Annotated in this window: 6 protein-coding genes; 5 read left to right on the top strand and 1 reads right to left on the bottom strand. The window is 61.3% G+C overall.

Going from position 1 to position 8,806, the window contains the following annotated elements:
• Nucleotides 1-113: 113 nt before the first annotated feature.
• On the bottom strand, nt 114-881 hold the full coding sequence (locus tag F2S13_RS27985) for an FCD domain-containing protein (protein ID WP_166367068.1): 768 nt from the start codon (nt 879-881) through the stop codon (nt 114-116).
• Nucleotides 882-1,161: 280 nt separating this feature from the next.
• On the opposite strand from F2S13_RS27985, the gene F2S13_RS27980 reads away from it, so the two are divergent.
• From F2S13_RS27980 to F2S13_RS27960, 5 genes are all read left to right on the top strand, one after another.
• Entirely contained in the window at nt 1,162-2,850 is a 1,689-nt protein-coding gene (locus F2S13_RS27980; RefSeq protein WP_166367066.1) for a lactate permease LctP family transporter, read from the top strand.
• Between the two features lie 144 nt (nt 2,851-2,994).
• A complete protein-coding gene (locus F2S13_RS27975) occupies nt 2,995-3,819 on the top strand; it encodes a (Fe-S)-binding protein (RefSeq protein WP_166367064.1) in 825 nt (274 codons plus the stop codon).
• Nucleotides 3,816-5,270, top strand: coding sequence for a LutB/LldF family L-lactate oxidation iron-sulfur protein (locus F2S13_RS27970; RefSeq protein WP_166367062.1), 1,455 nt, complete (start codon nt 3,816-3,818; stop codon nt 5,268-5,270). The genes F2S13_RS27975 and F2S13_RS27970 overlap by 4 nt, the downstream gene beginning before the upstream one ends.
• Entirely contained in the window at nt 5,270-5,941 is a 672-nt protein-coding gene (locus F2S13_RS27965) for a LutC/YkgG family protein (RefSeq protein WP_166367060.1), read from the top strand. Before F2S13_RS27970 ends, F2S13_RS27965 begins: the two co-directional genes overlap by 1 nt.
• Entirely contained in the window at nt 5,938-8,748 is a 2,811-nt protein-coding gene (locus tag F2S13_RS27960) for an FAD-binding and (Fe-S)-binding domain-containing protein (protein WP_166367058.1), read from the top strand. Before F2S13_RS27965 ends, F2S13_RS27960 begins: the two co-directional genes overlap by 4 nt.
• Nucleotides 8,749-8,806 lie beyond the last annotated feature (58 nt).

The raw sequence follows: 8,806 nt of genomic DNA, 5'->3' as shown, positions 1-8,806 counted from the left end.
ATTATTAGGCCAGTTCAAGCCAGCTCCCACAGGGTTCACTAAAGATCTCTGTGGGAGCTGCGGTGCGACGACTCGACTTGCCAGCGATCGGCCGCAAAGCGGCCGCTTATTCGTCATAACCCCTTGCGCCGCTCCGCCCGGGCCACGCGCTGCACTTCCTCACGCACCTCATCCAGCACTTCCTGCACATACAGAATGTGTCGACTGGACACTTCCCGCGCATCCTGTGCCCGCCCCTCGATGATCGCCTGATAAAGCTCGCGGTGCTGATTGATCAGCATGTCGCGCGTTTCGCTGCGCTGTTTGTACATCCCGCCGATATTGGTCACCACATTGCGCTTGAGCAGGTCGAACAGCCCGCGAATGGTGTGCAACAACACGGCGTTATGGCTGGCCTCGGCAATGGCCAGGTGAAAACTGGCATCGGCCGCCCCTTCCTGGGCCCGACTCGCCTCGTCGCCCCGGGTATAACAGTCCTGCAGCGCATCGAAAGCCGCCTTGAGCCGCTCCCGATCCAGTTCGGTCGCACGCAGGGCGGCGTAGTAGGCGCATGACCCTTCGAGGGTATGGCGAAACTCGAGCAGGTCGCGCTGAACTTCAGGGTTGTTTTCCAACAACTGCAGCAATGGATCGCTGAACGTCGAGCCCAGTGACTCGATCACGTAATTGCCACCCCCTTGGCGACTCACCAGCATGCCCTTGGCCACCAGCTTCTGAATCGCTTCGCGCAACGACGGTCGCGACACCCCGAACTGCTCAGCCAGAACTCGCTCGGCCGGCAAGCGCTCGCCAGCCTTCAGCGTCCCTTCAAGAATCATCCCCTCGAGCCGCTCGACAATATCGTCGGACAAACGGCGCTGGCGGACCTGATTGAAACTCATCTCTCACTCTCCACATACGAGACGCCTCACGGGGCTGTCTATTCTCGCCTATCGCGGCCCACCTCACACGCCCCAAAAAGGCCTTTCATCACCCGACCAGAAGTCGGGCAGGCGCCTTTTGCGACGAAAGTTTTAGCGAGGCAAATTGACACACCGACAGCAAGGCTTCTAACCTAGCGCATCGACATTGTAAATTGGTATTACCAATCTTTTCAATAAAGAGCTTCCAATGAAGAGTTTCCAATGCCGAGCACCCAACAACAATTAGGGGCCACCCCATATGCAAACCTGGCAACAGCTCTATAGCCCACTCGGCAGTCTTGGCCTGTCCGCACTGGCGGCAGTCATCCCGATCGTGTTCTTCTTCCTGGCGCTGGCCGTGTTCCGCCTCAAGGGCCACGTCGCAGGCAGCATCACCCTGGCGCTGTCCATCCTGGTCGCGATTTTCGCCTTCCAGATGCCGGCCGACATGGCGCTCGCTGCCGCAGGTTACGGATTTATCTATGGGCTGTGGCCAATCGCCTGGATCATCGTCGCCGCGGTTTTCCTCTACAAACTCACCGTCAAGAGCGGCCAGTTCGAGATCATTCGCAGCTCGGTCCTGTCGATCACCGACGACCAGCGCCTGCAGGTCTTGCTGATCGGTTTCTGCTTCGGCGCTTTCCTTGAAGGTGCGGCAGGTTTCGGCGCACCGGTTGCCATCACCGCAGCGCTGCTGGTGGGTCTTGGCTTCAACCCGCTGTATGCGGCTGGCCTGTGCCTGATCGCCAACACCGCACCGGTGGCCTTCGGCGCCCTGGGCATCCCGATCATCGTTGCGGGCCAGGTCACCGGCATCGACGCCATGAAGATCGGCGCCATGGCCGGTCGCCAGCTGCCATTGCTGTCCGTCTTCGTTCCGTTCTGGCTGGTATTCATGATGGACGGCCTGCGCGGCGTGAAGGAAACCTGGCCCGCCGCACTCGTGGCCGGCCTCAGCTTCGCCGTGACCCAGTACTTCACTTCCAACTTCATTGGCCCGGAATTGCCGGACATCACCTCGGCCCTGGTCAGCCTGGTCAGCCTGACCCTGTTCCTGAAAGTCTGGCAGCCCAAGCGCAGTGCAGAAGCGGCCGCAAACAGCGTCGGCGCGGCGGCCGTGCGCACCACTGGCGGTTTCGGCCAGCAACGCACCACCACCCCTTCGCCGTACAGCCTGGGCGAGATTTTCAAGGCCTGGTCGCCGTTCCTGATCCTGACCGTACTGGTCACCATCTGGACCCTCAAGCCGTTCAAGGCCATGTTTGCCACGGGCGGTTCGATGTACAGCTGGGTGTTCACCTTTGCCATTCCGCACCTTGATCAGATGGTGATCAAGGTGGCGCCGATCGTGACTGCGCCGACCGCCATCCCGGCCGTGTTCAAGCTCGATCCGGTTTCAGCCACCGGCACCGCGATCTTCTTCTCGGCGCTGATTTCGATGTGGGTACTGAAGATCAACCTTAAAATTGGTCTGACCACTCTCAAGGAAACATTCTACGAACTGCGCTGGCCCATCCTGTCGATCGGCATGGTGCTGGCCTTTGCCTTCGTCACCAATTACTCGGGCATGTCTTCGACCATGGCCCTGGTATTGGCCGGCACCGGTGCGGCATTCCCGTTCTTCTCGCCGTTCCTTGGCTGGCTGGGCGTATTCCTGACCGGCTCCGACACGTCTTCCAACGCACTGTTCAGTTCGTTGCAGGCAACGACCGCGCACCAGATCGGCGTCAACGACACCTTGTTGGTTGCAGCCAATACCAGCGGTGGCGTGACCGGCAAGATGATCTCCCCACAATCGATCGCAGTGGCCTGCGCGGCCACCGGGCTGGTCGGCAAGGAATCCGATCTGTTCCGTTTCACCCTCAAGCACAGCCTGTTCTTTGCCACTATCGTTGGCTTGATCACCCTGATCCAGGCGTACTGGTTCACTGGCATGTTGGTGCACTGATCCAGTTGATGAAAAAAACCTGACGTCGGGCTACCCGGCGTCAGCTGTTCAATACCCCGGTCTGCAAGGCTGCTGAAAGCTTCAAATGCTTATATTTCAGCAGCACGCTGGACGGATAACCGGGCCCACCCGGAGAAATGCCTGATGAGCGAGCTTTTTTACAACGCCGTGCCGAACACTACTCGCGTCGCACCGCCACTGCCTGAACCACGCCAATACCCGAGCGAGAAGCCTGCCCGGGTCTACCTGTTCGGTACCTGTGTGGTCGACCTGTTCTACCCCGAAGCGGGCATGGATGCGATTCATCTGCTCGAGCGCGAAGGCATTCGCGTCGAATATCCGCAAGAGCAGAGCTGCTGCGGGCAGCCGGCTTACACCAGCGGCTACACCGAGCAGGCGCGTCAGGTGGCCAGGTCCCAGTTGGCGCTGTTTGCCGGGGACTTTCCGGTGGTGGTGCCGTCCGGCTCTTGCGCCGGAATGATCAGGGAACACTATGCCGACTTGTTCAAGGACGAGCCGGCGACACTGCAACAAGTCCAGGCCCTGGCGGCCCGGACGTACGAGCTGGCCGAGTTCCTGCTCAATGTGTGCAAGGTGCAGTTCAAGGATAGCGGCGAGCCGGTCAAGGTGGCGCTGCATACGTCCTGCTCGGCACGGCGGGAAATGAACACCCATTTGCATGGGCGCGCGCTGTTGGCGCAATTGGGCAATGTGGAGCGTGTCGAGCACAACCATGAAAGCGAATGCTGTGGCTTTGGCGGAACCTTCAGCGTTCGCATGCCGGACATCTCGGGGGCGATGGTCGCCGACAAGACCCGCGCACTGAAAGAATCCGGCGCACATCAGGTTTTAAGCGCAGACTGTGGCTGCCTGATGAACATCAATGGCGCTCTGGAGAAACAGCGCGAAACACTTCGCGGGCTACACTTGGCCAGCTTCCTCTGGCAGCGTACCGGGGGTGGGCAATGAGCGCACCAACGCTGATTCCAACCGTCGAGGTACAGGACGATTTTCGCACCCGGGCCCACAAGGCCCTGGGCGACGCGCAATTGCGCAACAACTTTCGCAGTGCCATGGACTCGCTGATGACCAAGCGCGCCGTGGCCTTCAGCGATGCTCACGAACGCGAGCATCTGCGCGCCCTGGGTAATGCCATTCGCGCACGTGCTTTATCCAAGTTGCCCGACCTGCTCGAGCAACTGGAACAGAACCTGACCCGCAACGGTGTGAAAGTACACTGGGCGGAAACGGTGGACGAGGCCAATGACCTCGTCCTCTCGATCATCCGGGCTCACGAGGCGCGGCAAGTGATCAAGGGCAAATCGATGGTCAGCGAAGAGATGGAAATGAACCATGTCCTCGCTGAACAAGGCATTGAATGCCTTGAGTCGGACATGGGCGAATTCATCGTCCAGCTCGACCACGAGAAGCCTTCTCATATCATTATGCCGGCGATCCACAAGAATGCCGGTCAGGTCGCGTCCTTGTTCCACGACAAACTCGGCGTGGAGTACACCAAGGACGTCGACCAACTCATCCAGATCGGTCGCAAGGTCTTGCGGCAGAAGTTCTTCGAAGCCGATATCGGCGTTTCCGGAGTCAATTTTGCCGTGGCCGAAACCGGCACCCTGCTTCTGGTGGAAAACGAAGGCAACGGGCGCATGTCGACCACCGTGCCGCCTGTGCATATCGCCGTGACCGGTATCGAGAAAGTCGTCGAGAACCTGCGCGATGTCGTCCCGCTGCTTTCCTTGCTGACCCGCTCGGCCCTTGGCCAGCCGATCACCACCTACGTCAACATGATCTCCGGCCCGCGCAAGGCCCATGAACTCGATGGCCCGCAGGAAGTGCACCTGGTCCTGCTCGACAACGGCCGCAGCCAGGCGTTTGCCGACAGCGAATTGCGCCAGACCCTCAACTGCATCCGCTGCGGCGCCTGCATGAACCACTGCCCGGTCTACACCCGCATTGGCGGCCACGCCTATGGCGAGGTCTACCCCGGCCCGATCGGCAAGATCATTACCCCGCACATGGTCGGCCTGGCCAAGGTCCCGGACCACCCGAGCGCATCTTCTCTGTGCGGCGCCTGCGGTGAAGTCTGCCCGGTAAAAATCCCGATTCCGTCACTGCTGCGCCGCCTGCGCGAAGAGAACGTCAAGGCGCCGGACAGCCCCAATCAGGTCATGCGCGGCCAGGGCAGCAAATACTCGCGCAAGGAACGTTTCATCTGGAACGCCTGGGCCAGACTCAACAGTTCACCGGCCTTGTATCGCCTGTTCGGCTTTTTCGCCACGCGCCTGCGTAACCTGACCCCGAGCAATATCGGCCCCTGGACGCAAAACCACAGCGCCCCGAAACCCGCCGCCCGCTCGCTGCACGACCTGGCCCGCGCCCACCAGGGCAAGCAGGGAGACCAATGATGAGTGCCAAACAGAACATTCTCGGCAAACTGCGCAAGAGTCTCAGTGGCACCACGCCGCTGGCCGACAACTTCGACGAAGCGCTGGTGACCGAACCCTGGAGCTACCCGCCCGAACAACGCATCGCGCAACTGCGCAAGTTGATGGAAGCGGTGCACACCGAACTGCACCTGACCACCGGCCAGGCCTGGCCCCAACTGCTTGCGCAACTGCTGCGCGAGCGCCAATTGCCCAGCCTGCTGATTGCCCCGGGCACGCCCCATGGCCAGCGCGTCGTCGAATACTGGCAGCAGCATCCCGGTCTTCCAGCACTCAAGGCCTATGATCGCCCCGTGGAAGAATGGAAAGCCGAGCTGTTCAATGACACTCCGGCCAGCCTGACCGGAACCCTCGGCGCCATTGCTGCCACCGGCAGCCTGATCGTCTGGCCGACCCGTGAAGAACCGCGCCTGATGAGCCTGGTGCCACCGGTGCATTTCGCCCTGCTCAAGGCCAGTGAAATCCTCGACAATTTCTATCAGGTCCAGCAACAGCACAAATGGGCCGAGGGCATGCCAACCAATGCCCTGCTGATCTCCGGCCCGTCAAAGACCGCCGACATCGAACAAGTGCTGGCCTATGGCGCGCACGGCCCGAAAGACCTGGTGGTATTGATCCTGGAGGACCAATGAGCCTGCCCGCTGGTTTTCTCCGTGAGGCCGAGCGGCTGATTCCCCGCGAACGCCGTTTCGACGATCCAACCTCGACCCTGGCGTTCGGCACCGACGCCAGCTTCTATCGGCTGATTCCCAAACTGGTGATCCGCGTCGAATCGGAAGAGGAAGTGGTGGCCCTGCTCAAGCTGGCTCACCGGGAACAGGTGGCGGTGACCTTCCGCGCCGCCGGCACCAGCCTGTCCGGACAGGCGATCAGCGACTCCGTATTGCTCGTGCTCGGTGACAACTGGAACGGTCGCGAGATTCGCCAAAATGGCCTGAAGATCCGCCTGCAACCCGGCGTCATCGGTGCCCAGGCCAACGCCTGGCTGGCCCCGTTCGGGCGCAAGATCGGCCCTGACCCGGCCTCGATCAACGCCTGCAAGATCGGCGGTATCGTTGCCAACAATGCCAGTGGGATGTGCTGCGGCACCGCCCAGAACACCTATCACACATTGGCCGGGATGCGCCTGGTGCTGACCGACGGCACGCGCCTTGACACCGAAGACGCTGCCAGCATCGCCCACTTTCGCCAAAGCCATGCAAGCTTGCTCGATGAGCTCGCCCGCCTGGGCCGCGAGACCCGCGCCAATAGCGCACTGGCGACGAAGATCCGCCACAAGTATCGATTGAAGAACACCACCGGCCTGTCGCTCAACGCCCTGGTCGACTACGACGAGCCCCTGGACATCCTCAGCCACCTGCTGGTCGGCTCCGAAGGCACCCTGGGCTTTATCAGCGCGGTGACCTACGACACGGTGATCGATCACCCCAACAAAGCCTCGGCGCTCATTGTTTTCCCCGACGTGGAAACCTGCTGCAACGCCGTCACGGTATTGAAAAACCAGCCGGTCTCGGCCGTGGAATTGCTCGATCGCCGCAGCCTGCGCTCGGTGCAGGACAAGCCGGGCATGCCGGCCTTCGTCCGGCAGCTGTCGGACAACGCCTGCGCGCTGCTAATCGAATCCCGTGCGGCGTCCCAGGCAATGCTGCATGAGCAACTGGCCCGGATCATGGCGTCGCTCGAAGGGTTTGCGGTGGAGAAGCAGGTCGACTTCACCGAAGACCCGACTGAAAACGCCCGCCTCTGGGCGATCCGCAAGGACACTTTCCCGGCAGTCGGAGCCGTGCGCAAGACCGGCACCACCGTCATCATCGAGGACGTCACTTTCCCGGTGGAGCAATTGGCCGTTGGCGTGAACCGCCTGATCGCCCTGTTCGAAAAGCACCGCTACGACGAGGCGATCCTGTTCGGCCATGCATTGGAGGGCAATCTGCATTTTGTCTTCACCCAGGGCTTCAACAACCCTGATGAAGTCGCGCGCTACCAGGCGTTCATGGACGATGTCGCGCACCTGGTGGCTGTCGAATTCGGCGGCTCGCTCAAGGCCGAACACGGCACGGGCCGCAACATGGCGCCCTTCGTCGAACTGGAATGGGGTCATGATGCCTATCAACTGATGTGGCAGCTCAAGCGCCTGCTCGACCCCACCGGCATTCTCAACCCGGATGTGGTGCTCAGCGACGATCCACAGATCCACCTCAAGCATCTCAAGCCATTACCCGCCGCCGACGAGATCGTCGACAAGTGCATCGAGTGCGGTTTCTGCGAGCCGGTTTGCCCGTCCAGGGGACTGACCCTGAGCCCGCGCCAGCGCATCGTCATGTGGCGCGACATTCAGGCGAAAAAACGCGCCGGGATCAACACCGACGAACTGGAGCGCGACTTCCAGTACCAGGGTCTCGACACCTGCGCCGCCACCGGCTTGTGCGCGCAACGTTGCCCGGTCGGGATCAACACCGGCGAGCTGGTGAAAAAACTTCGCAGCCGCAGTGCCAACAATGTGAAGACTGCCGATTGGCTGGCCAATCATTTCGACACGGTTTTGCAAGGTGCGCGCTTTACCCTGCATGCGGCCAATGGCGCCCGCATGCTGCTCGGCGCACCGCGTCTGGCCTGGCTGTCGGCAAAAATCAGCAAGGCCAGTGCCGGCCGCATACCCCGGTGGAGCGCCGCCATGCCGCAGCCGGAACGCGCCATTCGCTTCAGCCCGCCAAGCAATGATTCGCGCCCGCGCGTGGTGTACCTGGCCGCTTGCGTATCACGAGTCATGGGGCCGGCAGCCGGGGACCGCGAGCAGATGTCACTGCTCGACAAGACCCGCGGCCTGCTGGAAAAGGCCGGCTATCAAGTGGTCTTCCCCGACAATCAGCAAAGCCTGTGCTGCGGCCAGCCCTTCGCCTCCAAAGGCTATGCCGAACAAGCCGAACACAAGCGTCAGGAACTGATCGGCGCCCTGCTCCACGCCAGTCGCGGAGGCCTCGACCCGATCTATTGCGACACCAGTCCCTGCACCTTGCGCCTGGTCCAGGATCTGGGCGATACGCGCCTGGACCTCTACGATCCCGTGCGTTTCATCCGCAGCCATCTGCTCGACAAACTGGTGTTCACCCCACAGGAGGAACCGATTGCCGTTCATATCACCTGCAGCACCCAGCACTTGGGTGAAAGCCAGGCCTTGATCGACCTGGCCAGGCGTTGCAGCAAGCAGGTGGTCATTCCCGAAGGCATCCACTGCTGCGGCTTCGCCGGCGACAAGGGCTTCACCACCCCCGAACTCAACGCCCATGCCCTGCGCACCCTCAAGGATGCCGTGCAGTATTGCAGTGAAGGTATATCCACCAGCCGTACCTGCGAGATCGGCCTGTCCGAGCATGGCGGGATCGATTACCACGGACTGGTCTATCTGGTCGATCGGGTAACGCGTGCACGCCCGGCTTGAATACGGGCAAAAAGTGGCATTTTTGCCCTATTGCTCTATACAAATAGAACCCCTCCCC

The sequence above is a fragment of the Pseudomonas akapageensis genome, from assembly GCF_011355085.1.
GTDB classification, from domain to species: Bacteria; Pseudomonadota; Gammaproteobacteria; order Pseudomonadales; family Pseudomonadaceae; genus Aquipseudomonas; species Aquipseudomonas akapageensis.
Note: the sequence above shows the minus strand (reverse complement) of the source record. Positions and strands in the feature narration are given on the sequence as shown.